This is a genomic window from Ramlibacter tataouinensis, assembly GCF_027941915.1.
GTDB classification, from domain to species: Bacteria; Pseudomonadota; Gammaproteobacteria; order Burkholderiales; family Burkholderiaceae_C; genus Ramlibacter; species Ramlibacter tataouinensis_C.
Genome location: NZ_CP116009.1, coordinates 2,437,553 through 2,458,007, shown reverse-complemented (window position 1 = coordinate 2,458,007; position 20,455 = coordinate 2,437,553). Strand labels below are relative to the sequence as shown.

16 protein-coding genes and 1 pseudogene are annotated in these 20,455 nt (G+C 68.5%); 2 read left to right on the top strand and 15 right to left on the bottom strand.

What is annotated here, in order from left to right:
* Positions 1-7 precede the first annotated feature (7 nt).
* On the bottom strand, positions 8-316 hold the full coding sequence (locus tag PE066_RS11540) for a DUF2007 domain-containing protein (protein WP_271232686.1): 309 nt from the start codon (positions 314-316) through the stop codon (positions 8-10).
* Positions 316-753, bottom strand: a complete 438-nt coding sequence (locus tag PE066_RS11535; RefSeq protein ID WP_271232685.1) for a DUF3717 domain-containing protein — start codon at positions 751-753, stop codon at positions 316-318. The genes PE066_RS11540 and PE066_RS11535 overlap by 1 nt, the downstream gene beginning before the upstream one ends.
* A gap of 76 nt (positions 754-829) precedes the next feature.
* On the opposite strand from PE066_RS11535, the gene PE066_RS11530 reads away from it, so the two are divergent.
* Positions 830-1,183: a phage holin family protein gene (locus PE066_RS11530; protein ID WP_271236562.1), complete on the top strand. Its 354-nt coding sequence runs from the start codon at positions 830-832 to the stop codon at positions 1,181-1,183.
* Here the strand turns inward: PE066_RS11530 and PE066_RS11525 are convergent.
* Positions 1,151-2,677, bottom strand: coding sequence for a M48 family metalloprotease (locus tag PE066_RS11525; protein WP_271232684.1), 1,527 nt, complete (start codon positions 2,675-2,677; stop codon positions 1,151-1,153). The two genes, PE066_RS11530 and PE066_RS11525, sit on opposite strands and share 33 nt — an antisense overlap.
* 104 nt (positions 2,678-2,781) lie before the next feature.
* On the opposite strand from PE066_RS11525, the gene moaC reads away from it, so the two are divergent.
* A complete protein-coding gene (gene moaC / locus PE066_RS11520) occupies positions 2,782-3,258 on the top strand; it encodes a cyclic pyranopterin monophosphate synthase MoaC (RefSeq protein ID WP_271232683.1) in 477 nt (158 codons plus the stop codon).
* On the opposite strand, the gene PE066_RS11515 is transcribed toward moaC, so the two are convergent.
* The 12 genes and pseudogenes from PE066_RS11515 to sucC form a co-directional block, all read right to left on the bottom strand.
* On the bottom strand, positions 3,197-4,750 hold the full coding sequence (locus tag PE066_RS11515; RefSeq protein WP_271232682.1) for a Wzy polymerase domain-containing protein: 1,554 nt from the start codon (positions 4,748-4,750) through the stop codon (positions 3,197-3,199). The genes moaC and PE066_RS11515 overlap by 62 nt on opposite strands.
* A 134-nt stretch (positions 4,751-4,884) precedes the next feature.
* Positions 4,885-5,673 carry a TfpX/TfpZ family type IV pilin accessory protein gene (gene tfpZ / locus PE066_RS11510; protein WP_271232681.1) on the bottom strand — a complete coding sequence of 263 codons (789 nt, stop codon included), beginning with the start codon at positions 5,671-5,673 and terminating at the stop codon, positions 4,885-4,887.
* A 67-nt stretch (positions 5,674-5,740) separates the two neighbouring features.
* Positions 5,741-7,432, bottom strand: a complete 1,692-nt coding sequence (locus PE066_RS11505; RefSeq protein ID WP_271232680.1) for a PglL family O-oligosaccharyltransferase — start codon at positions 7,430-7,432, stop codon at positions 5,741-5,743.
* An 81-nt stretch (positions 7,433-7,513) separates the two neighbouring features.
* The gene (locus tag PE066_RS11500) at positions 7,514-7,993 is read right to left on the bottom strand and encodes a pilin (protein ID WP_271232679.1); all 480 of its coding nucleotides are present in this window, start codon (positions 7,991-7,993) and stop codon (positions 7,514-7,516) included.
* 193 nt (positions 7,994-8,186) lie between these two features.
* Positions 8,187-10,592 (bottom strand): GspE/PulE family protein, encoded by a 2,406-nt coding sequence (locus PE066_RS11495; protein WP_271232678.1) that lies wholly within the window; start codon positions 10,590-10,592, stop codon positions 8,187-8,189.
* 40 nt (positions 10,593-10,632) lie between these two features.
* Complete coding sequence (locus PE066_RS11490; protein WP_271232677.1) at positions 10,633-11,424, bottom strand: MBL fold metallo-hydrolase; 792 nt, start codon at positions 11,422-11,424, stop codon at positions 10,633-10,635.
* An 87-nt stretch (positions 11,425-11,511) separates the two neighbouring features.
* Entirely contained in the window at positions 11,512-13,767 is a 2,256-nt protein-coding gene (locus PE066_RS11485; RefSeq protein ID WP_271232676.1) for a CHASE2 domain-containing protein, read from the bottom strand.
* A gap of 32 nt (positions 13,768-13,799) precedes the next feature.
* The gene (locus PE066_RS11480) at positions 13,800-14,450 is read right to left on the bottom strand and encodes an FHA domain-containing protein (protein WP_271232675.1); all 651 of its coding nucleotides are present in this window, start codon (positions 14,448-14,450) and stop codon (positions 13,800-13,802) included.
* Between the two features lie 57 nt (positions 14,451-14,507).
* The gene (locus tag PE066_RS11475) at positions 14,508-15,293 is read right to left on the bottom strand and encodes a Stp1/IreP family PP2C-type Ser/Thr phosphatase (protein WP_271232674.1); all 786 of its coding nucleotides are present in this window, start codon (positions 15,291-15,293) and stop codon (positions 14,508-14,510) included.
* Between the two features lie 11 nt (positions 15,294-15,304).
* Complete coding sequence (locus PE066_RS11470) at positions 15,305-17,989, bottom strand: CHASE2 domain-containing serine/threonine-protein kinase (protein WP_271232673.1); 2,685 nt, start codon at positions 17,987-17,989, stop codon at positions 15,305-15,307.
* Positions 17,990-18,310: 321 nt separating this feature from the next.
* A complete protein-coding gene (gene sucD, locus PE066_RS11465; protein WP_271232672.1) occupies positions 18,311-19,204 on the bottom strand; it encodes a succinate--CoA ligase subunit alpha in 894 nt (297 codons plus the stop codon).
* A gap of 17 nt (positions 19,205-19,221) precedes the next feature.
* Positions 19,222-20,384: pseudogene (sucC, locus tag PE066_RS11460) on the bottom strand (ADP-forming succinate--CoA ligase subunit beta).
* Positions 20,385-20,455 lie beyond the last annotated feature (71 nt).

Sequence of the window (20,455 nt, the reverse complement as noted above, 5' to 3'; positions counted from 1 at the left end):
GCCGGCCTCAGCCCGGCTGCGGCATCGCCCGCCCGCAGTTCCAGCAGCTCTCGAAGCCGCCTTCCACCAGCTCGCCGCAGGTACAGAACCAGCGCCGCTGCGGCGTCGATTGCAGCGCCTCCAGCAGCTCGAGCGCGGCCGTTTCCTGCGCATCGTCGGCGATCCAGACTTCCGGCAGACACTGGTCGGGCGGCAGCTCGCCGGCCGCGGCACCCAAAAAGTAGCGCTGCATCGAGGCGTCGAAGCCGGCATGGCGCAGCGCGTCGACCCACAGCGCCGCGATGGCGATGTTGGGAGCGCGCGCCAGCCGTCGCATCAGGAGGCCGCCGGCGCCGCGGACGGCGGCGGCCCTTCGGCCGCGCGCTCGGCGTAGCGGTTGAAGCGCCAGGCGTCGCCCTCCAGCGTGATGCGCCGCCAGGTGTGGCGCTTGGCCGCCGGGCTCATCTCCGGCCAGAGCTGCACCTCCTCGAAGCTGCGCCCGCAGCCCTTGCAGACCTCGTCGCCCTGGCTGGTGGAGCAGATCGCGATGCAGGGCGTGTCGGGCGTGCTGTCGTACCAGGCGCTCCAGGCCGCATAGGCGCGGGCCGGAAAGCCGCGCTCGTCGGCCTCGTCCTCGCGGTAATAGACCATCAGCGCGTACACCTCGGCCAGCGCGCGCAACTCGGGCGCCAGCGTAACGCCGTCGGGCGAGGGCTTGCGGGCGCGCCAGAAATTGATGGCGGCCTCGATGTCGGTGATGTGGATGGCAGCCATGTCGCGATCGGGCCGGCATGATAGCCCTGCGGCAAAGGACCCGCCGCCAGGACGGGTGCTATCCTCCCGCGCCATGCTGAAGCTGATCGCCAAGTGGCTGCTCAGCGCCACCGCGCTGCTGTTCGTGGCCTACGTCTATCCGGGCGTCGAGGTGCGCGACTTCACCGCGGCGCTGATCGCGGCCTTCGTCATCGGCCTGCTCAACCTGGTGGTGCGACCGATCCTGGTGGTGCTGACCCTGCCGGTGACGCTGGTGACGCTGGGACTGTTCCTGTTCGTCATCAACGCCCTGATGTTCTGGGCCGCCGGCTCGGTGCTGGACGGCTTCCGGGTGCCGGGCTTCGTGGCGGCGCTGGTCGGCTCGCTGATCTACTCGGCGCTCGGCGTGGTGATCGACTCAGCGCTCGAGCGACTGTTCCCGAAACAGTGATTCCACCTCGCGGGTGCGGGTGTCGATGATCGACGCCTCGATGTGGTCGCCCGCCGCGCCGCCGCGCCGCGCCAGGTCCTGCGCGGCCTTGAGCCGGTCGAGCGCCGCGCCGTAGTCGAGCTGCGCCACTTGCGCCTCCGCGGCCGCCCGGATCGCCCGCAGCGACTGGCCCTGCGCGCCGTAGGCCGTCGACAGCAACTGCCAGGCCGCGGCGTCGCGCGGCTGCTGCGCCACCCAGCCCTGCAGCCGCTGCGCCACCTCGGCCGGATGACCGGCAGCCTGCCGGGCCTGCGCCCACAACAGCACCTCCGGCCGTGCGCGGGCGGCGCCATCGAGCAAGGCCGCGGCGCTCTCGATGCGGCCACCGGCCAGTGCGACCTCCGCGGCCAGCAGGCGCGCCTGTCGCGCGGCCTCGGCGTCGCCGGCCACCGCCGTCGACAGCCGTTGCGCCTGCAGCACCGCCGCCCCGGTGTCGCGCAGGCGCGAGGCGGCCAGGCTGGCGGCATAAAGCGAAGCCGCGCGCCGCGCCCGCGGCGCGTCGGCCGGCAGGCCCGTGGGCTCGGCCGCCAGCGCGCGAAGCGCATCGACCCCGACCGCCGACAGCGCGCGGGCGCGCGCGGCCATCAGGGCGTGCAGCAGCGAGGCGCCGGCCGGCCCCTGGGCCTGCTCGCGCGGCAGCAGTTGCAGGCGCGCCTGCATGTCGGCGCTGCGCTCGGTCGTCATCGGGTGGGTGCGCAAGTAGGGAAAGGCGCCGGAGTCGTTCAGGCGGCCGGCCTGCTGCAGCTTGTCGAACATGCCAACGAAGCCCTGCGGGTCGAAGCCGCCCTGCACCAGGATGCCGTAGCCGATGCGATCGGCCTCGCGCTCCATGTCGCGCGAGAAATTCAGCTGGTTCTGCACCGCCATCGCCTGGCTGCCGGAAATCATGGCGTTGGCGGCGTCGGGGCTCTTCTTGGCGGCCAGCGCGCCCAGGATCATCGCGCCGATCACCCACGGCGCCTGGCGCTTTTCCTGGCTGACCAGGCGCGAGATGTGGCGCTGGGTGACGTGGCTCAGCTCGTGCGCCAGCACCGAGGCCAGCTCGTCGCGGCTGGCAGTGACGCTCACCAGCCCCAGGTGCAGCCCGAGCCAGCCGCCCGGCAGCGCGAACGCATTGACGCTGCGGTCCTTGCCCAGCAGCACCTGCCAGGCAAAGCGCTCGTCCAGTTCGGCCGACAGCTCGCCGCGCGCGCGCGCCGCATCCAGCAGCCGCTGCCAGATGTCCTGCACGTAGTCGACCAGCACCGGGTCGTCGATGTAGTCGGGGTCGCGATAGAGCTCGCGCGCGATCTTCTCGCCCAGCCGGCGCTCGGCGGCGCTGCTCATCTCGCTGCCGTCGCCGAGCGTGGGCAGCTGGGCGTGCGCGGCCGGAAAGCAGGCCACCACGGCGGCGAGCGCCGCCGCAGCGAGGCGGTGGCGGACGGGGGTGCGGGGCCGAAGGCTCATTGGCGCCATGATGCGGCACAAGCGTAAACGAGAGGTAACAGCCCTGCCGGCCCCGGCGGCAAGCCCCGCGCGCGACGGCGCTTATGATTGCCGCGACCCATCGTCCACCAGTCATGAGCGGCTTCACCCATTTCGACGCACAAGGCCAGGCCCACATGGTCGATGTCGGCGCCAAGGCGGCCAGCCACCGCATCGCCGTGGCGCAGGGCCGCATCGCCATGCAACCGGCCACGCTGGACCTGGTGCGCCAGGGCACGGCGAAGAAGGGCGACGTCCTGGGCGTCGCCCGCCTGGCCGGCATCATGGGGGCCAAGAAGACCAGCGAGCTGGTGCCCCTGTGCCATCCGATCGCGTTGACGCGGGTGGCCGTGGAGTTCGAGTTGGACGAGGCAGCCCATGCCGTGGTGTGCACCGCAACGGCCGAGACCGTCGGCCCGACCGGGGTCGAGATGGAGGCGCTGACCGCCGTGCAGGTGGCGCTGCTGACGATCTACGACATGTGCAAGGCGGTGGACCGGGGCATGACCATCACCGACCTGAAGCTGCTGGAGAAGCGCGGGGGGAAGTCGGGGGACTGGCGGGCGGCGTAGCCGCCGCGTGCCGATCCATCCACTGGCGATAGGCCTCGGGAAAGGCGGCGCGGTAGCGCGCCAGGTGCTCGGCCAGCAGGTCGTCGCTCCCTACGAGCAGCGTGCTTTCTAGCAGCTTCTCGATGACCGCCGGCTCCGGCGAGAAGTGGAGCATGCGCAAGGCGAGCTGCTGCACCGCCGCGGCGTTTTGCGGCGTCACCGGCGTGAGCGTCAGTTCGGCGAAATCCACCTGGTCGCGAAACAGCCAGCTGTCGCGCGCCTGCGCCACCGGATCCTGGCGCCATCCGTCCCATCGCCGCTCGGGCGGCAGATAGGCCTGGCTCACGCGGGCATAGTCGTAGGCGGCGCCAACCAGGCAGGCCAGCGCAGCGATGGCGATCGCCCAGCGGGCGCCAGATCCTGTTGACGGACGGCCGTCGCCGGGCCTGCTGGTCCAGAGGGCGCCGATGGCGAAGCCGGCTGCCATCTGGAAGGGGCCGTACCAGAGCGGATACTCGACCAGGCTGTGCAGGCCGATGCAGCCCAGCACCATCCAGGCGACCTGCCGATGCGCCTGCGTTTCGCGCCACGGACGCTGTCGTGCCACGAGCCAGATGGTCGCGCCGGTCAGCAGCAGCGCGGTTGGCAGCCCCAGTTCGACGGCCAGATGCAGCGGCAGGTTGTGCGCGTTGTCCAGGATGTCGCAGAAGCGCGGCTGGGCGTACAGGTGCCAATAGTGGGCGTAGTCGAGCTCGCCCCAGCCCCAACCCGACAGGGGCCGGGTTGCAATGAGTTCGAGCACGTTGGGCACCAGGAAGGTCCGGGTGCTGCAGGCCGCCTGCGGCGCCAGGCGCCCAAAGACGTTGTCGGTCGCCTCGCCGGTCGCCCATTGCAGCGCCAGCGGCAGCAGCAGCGCCGCGGCGGAGTAGGCCGCCAATCCGAGGGCGAGCAGCCGCAACCACTGTCGCCGCTGTGCACCCCGCCAGGCCAGCACCAGCAGCAGGAGCAACATCCACTGCAGCAGGCCCGCGCGCGAAGCCGTTGCGGCGTTGCCGCAAGCCAGCAGCAGCACGCCCGCCGCGGCCAGCCGCGGCCGACCGCCACCGAGCCAGAGCAGCGCGCACAGGCCGATGCTGGTGAGGGTGGCGAACTGGTTGCGCTGGCGCAGGTTGGCGTAGGCCGTTCCCGCATCGGCGGCCGTGATCCAGGGCGCGAAAGCCGCCGACCAGCCGGCGTACTGGAGCAAGGCCATGGCACTGCTGGCCAGGGCTGCCAGCAACCAGCCGCAGGCGATGGCGCGCAGGGCGGCAACCGGGTCGCGGGCCGCCTTGACCGCCGCGGCGCACGCGGCCGCGGCCAGCAAGGCGGCCAGCAGCGCAAGTGCTTGCGGACCGGCCGAGCGCCCCGCAAGAACGGCCACCGCCGCCAGTGCCAAGATCCCGGCGGCCCATGCACCCGCCCGCAGCCGCTCGGCGCTCGCGGCCAAGGCCAGCATCGCGCAGCCCCAGGCCATGAACAGCGGTACCGCGTTGGCGGATGGCCCGAAAGTCAGCGGGCTCAGCCACGGCAAGGCAGCCGCCAGGCCAAGCACCAGGCGGGCGCCTGCGGCCTGGCGCTCGGCGGTTGCAGGTTCGATTGCGGCCCCGTTCAGAACGAGTCGATCGGCAGGAAGCCCACGATCTCGGCGCTGGAGCGATCCACCAGCACGGTCCAGAAGGACTTGCGGGCAGCCAGCGGAAGCCAGGCCAGCGCGGGCTCAGGCCGTCCGGAACGTGCCACTGCCGAGTCGATCTCGCTCGCTTGAGCGGGGAAGCGCTCGCGCAGGCGACCCAGGGGCTGAGCCTCCCTCAGCAAGGCCACGCGGCCCGCCTCGTAGTCTTGCCAGAGATCGGGCCGGGCCGCCAGTGAAACGCCGCCCAGTGCGGCCATGGTGGCCTCGAACTTCTCCTTGTCGCTGCGAAACGGTCGCAGCGACATGGGCGTCGGTCCCGTCCACGGGAGGGTGCGCAGCGACTCGGGCGCCTGGGGCAGCAGTTCCGGAGGCACGTCGATCGCATGCACCACGCGGAACCGGTCCAGCTCGAACACCAGGTGCACCGGCCGTGCGGCAGCCAGCGTCCAGATGCCGTAGCCGAGTGCGGCCAGCTGCAGCAGGACGACAACGGCCATGTCGCGGCGCAGTTCGGTCCGCGGCTTGCGCCGGTCGAACACAACCAAGGTGATGAGGGGGCCGACCACCACATCCACGGTGACCAGCAACATGAACAACTCCTGTCCACCGGCGATCTGACGATACGGCTCGGGATACCACAGGCCGAACACCAGGCCAGCGGCAGTCAGCGCAATCAGGAGGCTACCGAGCAGGTGAACTAGGACCGGCAGCAAGCGCTGCCGCAACGCAAGACTCAGGAGTTGTGCAGGAACGAGGGCGGTCATAGGCGGTACACCGGAGCGGAACACGTCGGGCGCAGCCGGCGCGCGTCCGGCTCGCGCGGAAGTGTAGTCACCCAGCGCCGGCCGCGGACGCGGGCGGCTGCTCGCGCCCCTCCCACTCCCGGAGCTGGTTGCGGCAAGCGGGCGGCGGCATGACTGCACAGGCACGATCGGCCCAGAACCTTGCCTGCTCCACGTGGCCGTTCAGCATCAGGGCAGCGATGACCTTGCGGAATGCCAGGGGCGAGGTGTTGTACAGCAGCAGCTGTTGCCAATGATCGATTTCCTCCATGCTCATTCCCGCGTGCGGCACGGCCCGGCTCATCTCGATGAAGGCCGACCATTCCGCCAGCAGCAACGTTGGCGGCGGCGTTTCGTCATGGCCGGTCCCGATGCGCTGGAGCTGGAAGCGCAACTCGGAGAAGGCGGACTCCACCCGCAGGTAATCGTGGACGACGATGACAAGCACCGACGCCAGCGCGACGATGACCGCGGCGCCGATCCGCCGCGGCACCTGCAGCAACGGCTTGAGCTCCAGCTTGGCCGATGCCGCTCCGGCCAGCAGGCCGAAGGGCCACAGGAAGTAGCCATGGTGCAGGGGCAGTTCGAGCATGGCGTGCACCAGCATCACCGCCAGCGCTGCCGTGGTGATCAGCTGCGCCAAGCTGCGCACCGATCGAACCACGCGCCAGAACCACCAAGCGCCAGCGACGGCCAGGACCGACGCCAGTGGCCACCCGGCCCAGAGCACCAGATCCAGCAGCAGGTTGTGGCTTTGCTCGACGTAGAACTGCGGCGGGACTGGATGCCAGGGATGAACCAGCAGGTACGCCTCATTGGTCTGTCCCCAGCCGAAGCCGAACCACGGCTGGCGCGAAGCGGCATCCAGAGCCATATCCCACAGCAGCCAACGCAGTTCGCCGGCCGAGCGATGAAACACGGTGAGAGAGGCGTCCGGTTTACCAGCCAATCGCCCCAGGGGCTCCAAGCCGAACAGACAGGTCACATAGCCAAGGTACAGTCCCAAGGCGATCAGGGCCATGCGGCGCTCGATGAAAGCGGGGCGCCTGGCGGCCAGGCCCATGGCGCAGAGAGTGAGTGTCAGTAGCGCGGTGCGCGACTCGGTCAGGGCGACGCCGAACAGGATGACGGCGGCCAACCCGGTGGCGAGCCAACCGCGGAGCCAGCGCTTGTGCCACGCCAGCGCGATGCCGAGCAGGCCCCAGAGCAACAGCGAAGCGAGCTGGTTGGGCTGGCCCAGGTTGGCGTAGGGACGCCCACCTGTCGACGGGAAGATCCAGATGTCGGTCAGTTCCGGAGCCTGCGCAAACCCCAGCCATTGATAGATCTGCAGGGCAACCGAGACCAGTGCGGCAAGCGCCGCGGCCGACAGCACCAGGCTGGCCGGCTCGTCCGGGCGCTGGCGACTCCATTGCTCGCCAACAGCCAGCGCTGCGGCCAAGCCCAGCATGTAGAGCGAGCCCACCAGCGCAGAGTCGGCGAGCGGCAGCAGCCCGGCCGCGTACTGCAGCCATGGAACAAGTGCCACCCCCGCCACGACCAGCGGCAGGACAGACAGGCGGACCGAGGCGGCCACGGTGCGCCACAGGGCGATCACGCACAAGACACCCGCGATCCAGGCGTTGGAATGGAAGGTATTCCAGGGCGGATAGTGGTTGGGCAGCAACCAACCCACGGCCAAGGCCACCGTCAGAAGGACTGCGTACAGCGAGACGTTTCGCAGATCGCGCTTGAAAGGCATTGGGAAACTGCGACGGCGGTGAGCCCAGAAAACGAAAGAGGCCGCTTGCGCGGCCTCTCCTAATTGCTCAGGCCCCGATGATCAGGAAGCCTTGCACGAGCCCGGCAGGTACTTGGCGGGCATCGGATTGTTCGTGGCGGGGCCGCAGCGCCATTCCTGGATCGTCTTGCCGCCGTCGGTGGAACCCACCACGGCGGCGCCAGCGATGTACGGCTTCAGCTCGATCTGGTTGGTCGTCGAGGTGATGCTGCCGCCCAGAGCCGCAGCGCTGCCTTGGACCGTGATCACGCCATTGTTGTCGGACACGCCGCTCACCACCATCTTGGTGTTGGAGATGGCACAGCCTTGGATGGCGGACTGCGCATCGGCATTGGGCGCACTCTGCAGCGACTCGGTAATGCTGGTACGGCACGAGGACGCTGCCAGGATCACTTCCGAGACGCGAGCGCGCACGGTGTAGTCCTGGTATGCCGGCAGTGCGACGGCGGCCAGAATGCCGATGATCGCCACGACGATCATCAGTTCGATCAGGGTAAAGCCCTTTTGCAGTTGACGCTTCATTTGGATCCCTCCAGAGGTTGTTGAAGAAGCCCGGCCATACCGCAAGTGCCGTGCCAGGCCGAAATACATACCTAATCATGACGAGCTGGAGGGCCGACGCGCCCGTCTGACAGGCGAGTCAGCAAATTCCGACAAAGTTGTCAGAACAGTTACGAAGTCAGTATTGGCAGAAACATGTACGGAGGTCCCGGCGCTACTTGATGCACACGGAACGCACCTGCTTCAGGTCCGTCAACCCCAACATGATCTTTTCCATCCCGTCCATCTTCAGCGTGCGCATGCCGCCGGCGACGGCGCTGACGAACAGTTCGGCGACGCGGGCGCGCTCCTGGATCAGCTTCTTGATGCCATCGTCGCCGACCAGCAGCTCGTGCAGGCCGACCCGGCCCTTGTAGCCGGTCTTGTTGCACTTGTCGCAGCCCACCGCCCGGTACATGCGCAGCCGCCCGTTCTCGCCGTAGCTCTTGACCCAGCCCTCGTACAGCTTCTTGGCCTCGGCGCCGTAGTCGGCCTTCCAGGCGGCCGTGTGACGCAGGTCGTCGGCGTATTCGGCGATGAAGGTCTTGATCTCGTCGGGCTCGGGGAAGTAGGGCTCCTTGCAGTCGCACAAGCGCTTGGCCAGCCGCTGCGCCAGGATGCCGAGCAGGGCGTCGGCGAAGTTGAACGGGTCCATGCCCATGTCCAGCAGGCGGATGATGGACTCGGGCGCCGAGTTGGTGTGCAGGGTGGAGAACACCAGGTGGCCGGTGAGCGAGGCTTCCACACCCATCGACACCGTTTCCTTGTCGCGCGACTCGCCCACCATGATGATGTCCGGGTCGGCGCGCAGGAAGGCGCGCATCACCAGCGCGAAGTCGATGCCGGCCTTCTTGTTGATCTGCACCTGGCGCAGGCCCTTCTGGGTGATTTCCACCGGGTCCTCGGCGGTCCAGATCTTGGTCTCGGGCGTGTTGAGGTACTTCAGGATCGAGTGCAGCGTGGTGGTCTTGCCCGAGCCGGTGGGGCCGCACACGTAGAACAGGCCGTAGGGCTTGCTGACGGTCTTTTCCAGCCGCTCCTTGTTGACCGCCGTGAGCCCGAGCTTTTCCAGCGGGATCGGCTCACCGGCCGCCAGGATCCGCATCACCACGTCCTCGACGCCGCCGGCCGAAGGGATGGTGGCGACGCGCAGCTCGATGTCGAGCGGCCCGTACTTCTTGAACTTGATCTTGCCGTCCTGCGGCTTGCGACGCTCGGAGATGTCGAGGTCGCACATGATCTTCAGGCGCGTCACCAGCGCCTGCCGGAAGTGCGCCGGCACCTCGATGTAGGGCACCAGGCTGCCGTCGATGCGAAAGCGGATGCCGGTCTTGCCCTTGCCCGGCAGCGGTTCGATGTGGATGTCCGAGCAGCGCTGGTTGTAGGCGTCGATGATGACCTTGTTGACGAACTTGACCAGTTCGTTGTCCGAGGCGGCCGACTCCAGGCTGTTGTCGTCGCCGTCGTCGTCGACCGGCGCGTTCAGGTCGGCCAGCAGTTCGTCGATGGAGGCGCCGCCGTCGCCCAGGCCATAGAGCTGGGCCAGCGTTTCCTCGAACTCGGTCTGGGTGGTGACGCGATACGAAAACTTCGAGTGGCGCGGGAACACCTGCGGCACGATGCGCGAGCCGCGCACCGCCTCGGGGTCCATGCACATCACGACCAGGCCTTCGGCCGACTCCTCCAGCGGGATCCAGCCCTGCTCCTCGACAAAATCGCGCTTGAGGGGGCCCTGCAGTTGCTCGGAGCGGATGCGCCCGGCGTTGAACGGCTCGTACGGCACGGCGAAGAACTTCGACAGCGACGGTCCGATCTGCGCCGGGCGGATCTGGTAGTCGCCCATCAGGACGTGCTCGACCGGCTTGCCCTCCTCGCGCGCCTTGGCGATGCACTTGTGCAGTTCCTCCTGCGTCAGCACGCCGTCGGCCAGCAGGCCGTCGTACTTGGTGGCGCGCCGCCGCTGGCTGTCCTGTTCCTTCTGCATGCGCTGGCGGATCGCGGTGGCCAGCGTCTTGGACAGTTGGGCGGCCCCTTCGATCTCCAGTTCGCCGAAGGGCTGGTCGCTCTTGTTGTTGATCACCTGGATGACGCCGTGCAGTACGTCGCCGTCCAGGATGGGCACCACCAGCATCTGCTTGGTGCGGTAGCCCGAGCGCTTGTCGACCTCCTTCAGGAAGCTCAGGGTCGGGTGGATGCGCTTGAGCGCCTCGTCGTCGTAGACGTCGGCGATGTTGGCCATCTGCTTGCTGAACGCCACGTAGCCGGCGATGCTTTGCGCGCTGATCGGCAGCTTCAGGTCCTTGGCCGCGTTCAGGCCGGTCTTGACCTTGGAGATGATGGCGCTGCGGTCTTCGTTGACGGCGTAGAGCGTCAGCCGGTCGGCGTTGAACAGCTTGCAGATGTCCTGGCTCGACTCCAGCATGATCTGCTCGATGTTCTCCGTCTCGTGGATGCGGGTCGTCACCAGCTGCAGTTGCCGGAAGAACAGCGCCTCGAACGTGACCCCGCGCTTGTCGGGCGGCAGCTGCTGCGAATCGAAGAACGCCTGCGAATCGCGCTCTTGCTTGAGGACGGCGCTCATGGGCTGACTCCTGGGACGTGCACGCGGGCGCGCGGGGCTGCTACAGCTCGAACTCCTGGCCGGCGCGCAGGTAGCGGATGTCGTGGGTGACGTTGGGGCCGAACGGCTGGGTCCGGTCGAACTTCTGGATCTCGGCCATGATCAGGTCGGTCTCGGCCGGCTTGGTGTGGGTGATGAAGATCGGAAACGACTTGCTCCTGTCGATGCAGTCGAGCTCCTGGGCCAGCGCGTGCGGGGACAGGTGCAGGCTGCGCCGGGCCAGATCCTGCTCGCGGTTGCTGAAGGCGGTCTCGATCACCAGCGCCGCCACGTCCATCGCGTTCAAGCGCTGCCAGAAGGCGGGGTTGCGCTCGGTGTCGCCGGTGAACACCCAGTGGCCGCCGCCGCCTGCAATGGCGTAGCCGCAGGCCGGCACCGTGTGCACGGCCGGCATCACCTCGATGCGCTTGCCGCCCAGCTCCAGCACCTGGCCGAACCGGACCTCGCTGAAGGTGATGAAGGGCCGCTCGGGCGTGGGAATGCGGCTGAAGTCGGGCCAGATCACGTTGTTGAAGACGTGTTCCTTGAGCGCCGCGATGGTGCCGGGCAGGGCATGGACGCACACCGGGCGGGTGAGCTGCGAGGCGATCGAGTCGATCATCAGCGGCAGCGCCGCCACGTGGTCGAGGTGCGAATGGGTCAGCAGCACGTGGCCGATGCCCGCCATCTCCTCCAGCGTCAGGTCGCCGACGCCGGTGCCGGCATCGACCAGCAGGTCACCATCGACCAGGAAGGAAGTCGTCCGGCAGTCCCGGGCGATGGCGCCCGAGCAGCCCAGCACGCGCACCCTCACGTCAGTCTCCTTGCCGCCGGTTGCGGCAGGCACTGGCGCCGCGCGCGGGCGGCGGCATGGGGCGGGCGGGGCGGTCCATGGCGGTCTCTACTTGGTCTCGAAATTGGTGGCGCCGTCCCAGGCGGGGTCGAATGGCAGCAGCCTCATCGAGGCTACACGCTCGGAATACAACTCGTACAGGTATTTCCTCGGGTTCATCCGCTGCAGGTTGAGCATCAGCGTGTCGCACGCGTCCCAATCCTGCAACCGGTAGGCCTTGAGGAAGGCGCCCCAGGCCTTCAGTTCGTCGGCCTGGGGCTTGTCCAGCCGGTCGGCCGGCGCCAGCGGCCAGAAGATCGCGACCGCCTGCTCCTTGCCCTTGACCCGCACCCGATCGAGCTCCTGCCAGGCGAACTGGGGCGCGAGCTTGCGGGTCGATTCACTCACCACGATGTCGACACCGTAGGCCTTGGACAGCCCTTCCAGGCGCGAGCCGAGATTGACCGCGTCGCCGATCACCGTGTAGCTGCGCCGCACCTGCGAGCCCATGTCGCCCACGCACATCATCCCGGTGTTCAGGCCGATTCCCACGCCGATCTCGGGCAGGCCCTGGCCGCGGTGTTCCTCGTTGATGCGGCGCACGGCGTTGGCCATCTCCAGCGCGCTCTTGACCGCCAGGTGGGCGTGCTCGGGAGTCTCCACCGGCGCGCCCCAGAAGGCCATCACGCAGTCGCCCATGTACTTGTCGATGGTGCCGCGGTTGCGGCGGATGATGTCGGTCAGGCGGTTGAACACCGAGTTGAGCAGCTCCTGCAGCTGCACCGGCTCCATCTTCTCGGACAGGCGGGTGAAGCCGCGCATGTCGCAGAACATCACCGTCAGCTCGCGGTTGGACGCCTGCATGCTGTAGCTGTCGGGGTCCTTGACCATCTCGTCCACCAGCTCGGGCGGGACGTAGGTGCCGAACAGGTTGGCCAGCTCGCGCTTGGAGCGGCTCTCGACGAAATAGCCGTAGCTCATGTTCAGGGCGAAGGCGGTCAGCACCAGGGCCAGCGCCGCCGCCAACGGCAGCACCAGCCCGGCCCCCAGGTACAGCCCGATGTTCAGGCCGACCACCGCCGCCAGCACCGCCAGGCTGGCCACCACCGCCCTGAGAGCCGACAGCAGCGGCAGCGCGATGGCCAGGAACAGGCCGGCCACCAGCAGCAGCACCACCTCGTAACCCGCGGCGTAGTCGGGGCGGACCGCCAGCCGGCCGTCGAGCAGGCCGGAGAGCAGGTTGGCGTGCGTCTCCACGCCGGGGTAGGTTTCGCCGACCGGGGTCGAGCGCAGGTCCTGCAGACCGGGCGCCGTGGTGCCGACCAGCACGATCTTGCCCTTGAGGGCGCCGGGCGCGACGCGCTGCGCCAGCAGGTCGGCCGCCGCCACGTAACGGAACGAGCCGCCGCTGGCGCCGCCCGGGCCGCGGTACGGCACCAGCGCAGCCACCCGCTCGTCGACCGGAATGGCCATGGTCTTCTGGCCCAGGCGCAGCACCACGCTGTCGAGCGCCTGGTAGGCCCGGCCGCCGCCGGCAGGGAAGCCAGGCTCCACCGAGGGCATCCCCGTCAGCAGCCGGAACATGGCCAGCGACAGCGATTCGTAATGGCGCTCGCCGAACTCGGCCAGCAGCGGCACCGAGCGCACCACGCCATCGATGTCGATGATCGGGTTGAAGAAACCGGCCATCGGCGCAGCCCGGGCGAGCTGCTCGATGCTGGCCCCGTAGCCGTTCCAGTGGGTGAAGCGGATCGGCCGGCCGAGCAGGTCCTGCGCCTGCATCACGGGGGCCGGCAGGACGCCGGACTTGCCACCGCCGCGATCGCTGCTGAAGTAGTAGCCCAGCACCACCGGCCGATCGGCCAGCGCGCGGGCGAACAGGGCGTCGTAGTCCAGCGAGGGCGCCAGCTGCTCGATGCGGCCGGCCAGGCCGGGGTGGTCCTTCAGTTCGGACTGGGCCAGCTGCCGCAGCCGCTTCAGGCCGGAACTCTCGTCCGGCTCGGCGAACACCACGTCGAAGCCGAGCACGGCCACTTGCTGGCGCTGGAACAGCTCGTCGGTCAGCTGGGCCAGGCGGTTGCGGCTCCACGGCCAGCGCCCGACCTCGCCGAGGCTCTTCTCGTCGATGTCGACGATCACGATGCGCTCGTCCAGCGTGCCCGGCATGGTGGCGCGCAGCCGGGCGTCGTACAGCACCTGGTCGAGCCGGTGCAGTGCCTGCAGCGGCATTGCACCGGTGGCATGCAGCAGTGCGATCAGCAGCGGCACCAGCGTGAGCCCGATGCGGGCCCCATGCCGGGCCAGCAGGCGGGTCCAGCCCGGCATTGCGCGGTGTCTCCGGGGGGCGGGGGCTGCGGTCAGCCCTGGACGAACTGCATCTGGGTGCCGGCCAGCTCCAGCACGTCGCCGTTCTTGAGTGTGACGGGGTCCTGACCGACGGCCGAGCCATTGAGCATGGGCTTGTTGCCGCCCTCGACATGGGCCACCACGAAGCCGTGCGGACGCTTGGTGATCGCGGCCACCGCGACCCCCGGCTTGCCGATGGTGGTGACCACCTTGACCAGCGGCACCTCGCGGCCGGCGGCGGCGCCCGACAGCACCTTGATCGCACCCTTGACGTCGCCGGCCTCGGCGGGCGCCGGCGCGCCGGCCGGCTTGGCCACCGGCGGGGGCACCATGCCGGCCTTCATGATCATGGTCTTCTCGAAGGTGGCGCCCGGCACCTCGTTGATGTACTTGATCTTGTACTTGCCGATTTCGATGGTGTCGTTGTTCTGCAACAGCTGCTTCTTCACGGCCTTGCCGTTGATGTAGGTGCCGTTGGTGCTGTTCAGGTCTTCAAGGTGGACCTCATTGCCGGCCAGCTGCAGCACGGCGTGCTCGCCACTGACCGCCAGGTTGTCGATCACGATGTCGTTGTAGGGCCGCCGGCCCAGCGTCGTGCGGTCCTTCGTCAGCTGCACTTCCTTGATGACGACACCGTCGATCGAAACGATCATTTTCGGCATGGCCCACTCCTCTGTTCGTGATCTCTTGTCGCAAATTCGATACCGGAGACCGGATGCCTATTTTCCCAGCAATCGGTAAATGAGGCTCTTCTTTTTACTTTCGTTGTCCGCCTGCGCCAGCAGCACCGAGATGTTGTCGCGCCCCCCATTGGCATTGGCCGCATCCACCAGTTGCAGCGCCTTTTCCTCCAGCGGCGCATCGTTGGACAGGATGCGCGCGATGCCTTCGTCGTCGACCATGTCCGACAGCCCGTCGGAGCACATGAGGTAGATGTCGCCCGGATCGACCCGGTGCTCGTTGACTTCCAGCAGCACGGCGTCTTCCACGCCCAGGGCGCGGGTGACCAGGTTCTTGTTGGTGGACACCGCCGCCTGCTCGGGCGTGATCAGGCCGGCGTCGATCTGCTCCTGCAGCAGGGAGTGGTCCTTGGTGATCTGCGCCAGCTCGGCGCCGCGCTGGCGGTAGCAGCGCGAGTCGCCGATGTGGCCAAGCAGCAGCCGCCCGTCCTGGAACACGCCCATCACCAGGGTGGTGCCCATGCCGGCGTACTGCGGATTGGAGTTGGCGGCGTTGAAGATCGAACGGTTGGCGTTGTCGACGCAGATCTCCATGGCCCGCCGCACTTCCCTGGCGTTGGCGTGGCGGCCGGCCTGGGTGAGCCAGCGGCCCAGCTCCGACTTGATGAAGGTGGTCGCCATGCCGCTGGCGATCTCGCCGGCGTTGTAGCCGCCCATGCCGTCGGCCAGGATGGCCAGCCGGGTGGGCTCGTCGTAGGTGACCGAATCCTCGTTGTTCTCGCGGGCGAGGCCGGGGTCGGTGCGGGTGCTGAACTCGTAATTCATGGCTGGCCGGCTCAATCCTGCGGATCGGCCCCGGGAGCATCGGGCTTGTTGAAAAGGGCCGTCTTGTCGAATGCACCGGCGCCGCTGGCGGGCGGGGTCGCATCATAGCCGGGCGCCGACGGCTGGCCCGAAGGGGCACGCTCGAAGGCAGGGCGGGCGCCGGCCGCCATCACCACCGTCTTTTCGGCCTCGGCCTGCGCCCGGGCGGCGGACGACAGCGTCAGGGCGACGGTGCCGTCGGGGTCGACTGCATCGCGGGCCGGCGCAGCCGGCCCCTGGGCCGCCAGCACCCGCAGGTCGGCCGCGAAGTGGTCGCCGTCCTGGTAGCGCGCCTCGGGCCTCTTGGCCAGCGCCCTGGCCACCAGCCCGGCCAGTCGCTCGGGGATGTCGGGCCGCACGCGGCGGATGTCGGGCGGCTCCTCGTTGGCGATCTTGTACATCAGCTCGGCCATCGAGTCGCCGCGGAACGGCAGCACGCCGGCGAGCATCTGGAACAGCATCACGCCCAGCGAATACAGGTCGGAGCGGCCGTCGACCTTCTTGCCGGCGATCTGCTCGGGCGACATGAAGCTGGGCGTGCCCAGCACCAGCCCGGTCTTGGTCTTGCTGGAATCGGTGATGCGGGCGATGCCGAAGTCGGTGACCTTGACCGTGTCCGAGTCGAACTCGTACATGATGTTGGCCGGCTTGATGTCGCGGTGCACCACGTTCTGCCGGTGGGCATAGGCCAGCGCTTCGGCCACCCGGGCCACGATGGACAGCACGCGCGGCACCGGCAGCAACTGGCCGTCCTTGCAGAAGTCCGACAGGTCCTTGCCGCGCAGGAACTCCATCGCGATGTAGGCCAGGTCGTGCTCCTCGCCGGCATCGAAGATGGTGACGATGTTCTGGTGCTGCAGGCGCCCGGCGGTCTCGGCCTCGCGGAAGAAGCGCTCGCGCGCGTCGGCCAGCTCCTCGCCCTCGAACTCCTGCGACAGGGCCAGGGTCTTGATGGCGACGACGCGGCCGATCTTCGGGTCCTTGCCCATGTAGACCACGCCCATCGCCCCCTTGCCCAGCTCCTTCTCGACCTGGTAGCGCCCCAGCATCGGCTTCTCGACGGCGCCGCCGTCCAGCAGCAGGGTGCCGCCCGGGTGGGCGCCCCCACCGCCCAGCATCACCGTTTCGGACAGGTTCCGGGCCCGGTTGAGCTTGGCCTGCAGGTCCTTGTAGTTCTTGTCGTAGCCGGCCATGTGCTCGTAGACGGCCTCGGCCTTGTTGAACTGGCGCTTGCGCTCGAAGTCCAGCGCCAGGTTGTACAGGTTGTCCATCAGCGCGTCGCCCAGCGGCACCCGGCGGAAGCGGTCGAACGCCATGTCGAGCTGGCCCTGGCCCTGCAGCGCCAGCCCCATCATGCGGTTGGTCTCGGCCGACTCCTCGTCCGACCTGGCCTTGCCGGCCTCGGTGACCAGGAAGCGCTTGGTGGTCAGCGCCGCATGGCCGATCACCAGCAGGGCGGCGGGCAGCACGAAGCGCAGCCAGGTGGCGGCGCTGGACAGCAGCACGTACTCGGACACCAGCAGCGCCAGCAGCAGCGCGCCGGTGGCGATGGCACCGGCGCGCGCCGACAGCCGCGGCAGCACGGCGATCAGGTAGCCGGCCACCAGCAGGAAGGCGCCAAAGGCCGCCCAGCCGCCCCAGGATGGCTCGGAAATCGCGTGGCCGCCCAGGATGTTGGACGTGACGTGCGCCATGAGCTCGGCCGGACTGAGCGCCGGATGCCCGGGCACCGGGAAAGTGTTGCCGACGCCGGCCGCGGTCGCGCCGACCAGGACGATCTTGTCGGCGTACTTGGCGGCGGGGATCTTGCCGCTCAGCACGTCGTAGAACGAATCGACCGCGAACGCCGGCTTGCCGTCGCGCCGCGGATAGAACTGCGGCAGGATGCGGGCCGCCTCGTCGCTGCGCACCCGCAGCCGGCCCAGTTGCAGGCCTTCGCCGGGCCGCACCTGGATGTCGGCCGCACCCAGGTTCAGGCTGCGGGCGGCGGCCAGCAGCGCCATCGAGGGCACGCCGCGGCCGTAGTAGTCGACTAGCAGCGGGTCGGCGCGGACCGCGCCGTCGGCGTCGCTCCACTGGTTCAGGTGGCCGACGCCGGCGGCCGCGGCGGCGATCGCATCGAGCGGGTACTGGCCGCGGATGGCTGGCACCGCAAAGCCGCCGCTCGCATCGACCGTGTTCCTGGCCACCGGAGGCGGGAGCTCGCGATCGGGCTTGCCGAGCGGCTCGTCCAGCGTGAACACCGAAGGCACCAGCACGTTGCCGGCCCGCGCGATGCTGGCGGCCAGTTTGCCGTCGGCGTCGAGCGCCTGCTCGGCCTCGGCCAGCACGCGGGCCAGGGCCTCGTTGCCGTCGCCCAGCACCTGCTTGATCCGGCGGATGAACACCAGGCCGCGATCGGTCTGCGGCTCGGTGAAGAAGACGTTGTAGGCGATCGTCTTGGCCTTGGCCGCGGCCAGTTTGTCGATCAGCTCGGCATGCACGTCGCGCGACCAGGGCCAGCGGCCGATGTTGGCGATGCTCTGGTCGTCGATGGCGATGACCGCGATGCGGTCGGACGGCGGGCTCGAGTTCTGGCTGCTGGCGGCGTCGTAGAAACGGCGCTCGAGGGCCTCGAACAGGCCGGTGGACTTCCAGAGGATGAACACGGCGGCCACGATGGCCGCCCCGGTGAACCAGTCCGCCCGCCAGAACGGGCGGCGTTGAGCCGATGACGATCTACCCACTTCTGCCCCTCGCCCTCTAAGGCTTTGACTGCCCAAGGACAGCACCTTGGCCCGCGCCTCACTTTCGGGGGGCAGGGCTCGCAGCTGACGTTAACAGAGCCCCCTGAAGTGAACAAGGAAGTTTGACAAAGCATCCGAACATTTCGTTGCAATTTTGCGGCAAGACCGGCAGACGCGCGCCGGGCATGAAAAAAGCCGACGGCAAGGCGTCGGCTTTCGAGCAGCGGCGGTGGCACCGCCGGCGGTCAAGCGTCAGAGCAGCGACTTGAGCAGCTTGCCCATCTCCGAGGGGTTGCGCGTCACCTTGAAGCCGCACTCCTCCATGATGGCCAGCTTGGCGTCCGCGGTGTCGGCGCCGCCGGAGATCAGCGCGCCGGCGTGGCCCATGCGCTTGCCCGGGGGTGCGGTGACTCCGGCGATGAAGCCGACCACCGGCTTCTTCATGTGGTCCTTGCACCAGCGCGCGGCGTCGGCCTCGTCGGGGCCGCCGATCTCGCCGATCATGATCACGGCGTCGGTGTCCGGGTCGTCGTTGAAGGCCTTCATCACGTCGATGTGCTTCAGGCCGTTGATCGGGTCGCCGCCGATGCCCACGGCGCTGGACTGGCCCAGGCCGATCTCGGTCAGCTGGGCCACCGCCTCATAGGTCAGCGTGCCCGAGCGCGACACCACGCCGATGCGGCCCTTGCGATGGATGTGGCCGGGCATGATGCCGATCTTGATCTCGTCGGGCGTGATCAGGCCGGGGCAGTTGGGGCCCAGCAGCAGCGTCTTCTTGCCGCCCGCGGCTTCCTTGGCCTTCATCTTGTTGCGCACTTCCAGCATGTCGCGCACCGGAATGCCTTCGGTGATGCAGATCGCCAGGTCCAGGTCGGCTTCCACTGCCTCCCAGATCGCCGCGGCAGCGCCGGCGGGCGGCACGTAGATCACCGAGACGGTCGCACCGGTCTGCTGCGCGGCTTCCTTCACCGAGCCGAAGATCGGGATGTCGAAGATCTTCTCGCCGGCCTTCTTCGGGTTGACGCCGGCGACGAAGCAGTTCTTGCCGTTGGCGTACTCCTGGCACTTCTCGGTGTGGAACTGGCCGGTCTTGCCGGTGATGCCCTGGGTGATGACCCGCGTGTCCTTGTTGATGTAGATCGACATGTCTGTGTTCCCCGGCTTCAGGCCTTGACGGCGGCGACGACCTTCTGGGCCGCTTCGGCCATGGTGTCGGCGCTGATGATGGGCAGGCCCGACTCGGCCAGCATCTTCTTGCCCAGTTCCTCGTTGGTGCCCTTCATGCGCACCACCAGCGGCACGTTCAGGTTCACCGCCTTGCAGGCGGTGATGACGCCGGTGGCGATGGTGTCGCAGCGCATGATGCCGCCGAAGATGTTCACCAGGATCGCCTTGACCTTGGGGTTCTTCAGCATGATCTTGAAGGCCTCGGTCACCTTCTCGGGGTGGCGCCGCCGCCCACGTCGAGGAAGTTGGCCGGCTCGGCGCCGAACAGCTTGATGGTGTCCATGGTCGCCATGGCCAGGCCGGCGCCGTTGACCAGGCAGCCGATGTTGCCGTCCAGGCTGATGTAGGCCAGGTCGTACTTGGACGCCTCGATCTCGGCCGGATCCTCTTCATCCAGGTCGCGCAGCGCGACGATCTCCGGGTGGCGGAACAGGGCGTTGGCGTCGAAGTTGAATTTGGCGTCCAGCGCGATGATGTTGCCCTTGCCGTCGCGGTTGAGCGGGTTGATCTCGACCAGCGAAGCATCCGTGTCCATGTAGCAGCGGTACAGCTTCTGGAACACGTCCACCGCCTGGGCGGTGGAGCCGGCCGGGATGCCGATGCCGTCGGCCAGCTCCTTGGCCTGCGCGTCCGTCAGCCCCTCGAGCGGATCGACGAACACCTTCTTGATCTTCTCGGGCTGGCTGTGCGCCACTTCCTCGATGTCCATGCCGCCTTCGCTGGAGGCGATGAACGCGACCTGCTGCGTCGCGCGGTCGGTGACCACCGAGACGTAGTACTCCTTCTGGATGTCGGCGCCGTCCTCGATGTACAGGCGGCGCACCTTCTGGCCCTCGGGGCCGGTCTGGTGGGTCTTGAGCTGCATGCCCAGGATCTCGCCGGCCAGCCGCTTGACGTCGTCGATCGACTTGGCCACCTTGACGCCGCCGCCCTTGCCGCGGCCGCCGGCGTGGATCTGCGCCTTGACCACCCACACCGGGCCGCCGAGCTTCTGCGCGGCTTCCACCGCTTCCTGGACCGTGAATGCAGGGATGCCGCGCGGCACGGGCACGCCGAAGCTGCGCAAGATCTCCTTGCCTTGGTACTCGTGAATCTTCATGGGGTCTCTTCCGGAGAGTCGTGGAGGGTGCAGGGGCCCCCGGCGCGGCTGTGGCGCTGGCCCTGCGAAAT